We start from the raw sequence: 335 nt of genomic DNA, 5'->3' as shown, positions 1-335 counted from the left end.
TTAGCAGTGGCACCTGGGCCGCGGGGCTCAAGCCGGACAACACGCTGGCGTCCGATGGGGCGCTGAGCGTGCAGGCCAGCGGTGTGCTGCAACACAGCGGCACGAGCGTGGCGGCTGGTGCTGTGCAACTGCAAGGGGCCCAGCTGCAGCTGCAGGACAGCCGCACGCAGGGGCGCGATGTGACGCTGACCGCCACGGGCGGCGAGCTGAACCTGGCGCAGGCGCAACTGGCGGCCCAACAGCAGCTGGTATTGGGCACGCCGGGGGCGTTGACGACGGATGGCGCCAAGCTCTCCGGGGGACGTGTGGATTTGAGCGCGCAAAGCTGGAGCCAC

1 protein-coding gene is annotated in these 335 nt (G+C 69.9%); it reads left to right on the top strand.

What is annotated here, in order from left to right; translation table 11 throughout:
• On the top strand, nt 1–335 hold a 335-nt coding region (locus LZ017_RS21930), incomplete at both ends, for a hypothetical protein (protein ID WP_241399049.1).

Origin of the sequence: Pelomonas sp. CA6 (genome assembly GCF_022549225.1) — a bacterium.
Lineage (GTDB): Bacteria > Pseudomonadota > Gammaproteobacteria > Burkholderiales > Burkholderiaceae_C > Roseateles.
Note: the sequence above shows the minus strand (reverse complement) of the source record. Positions and strands in the feature narration are given on the sequence as shown.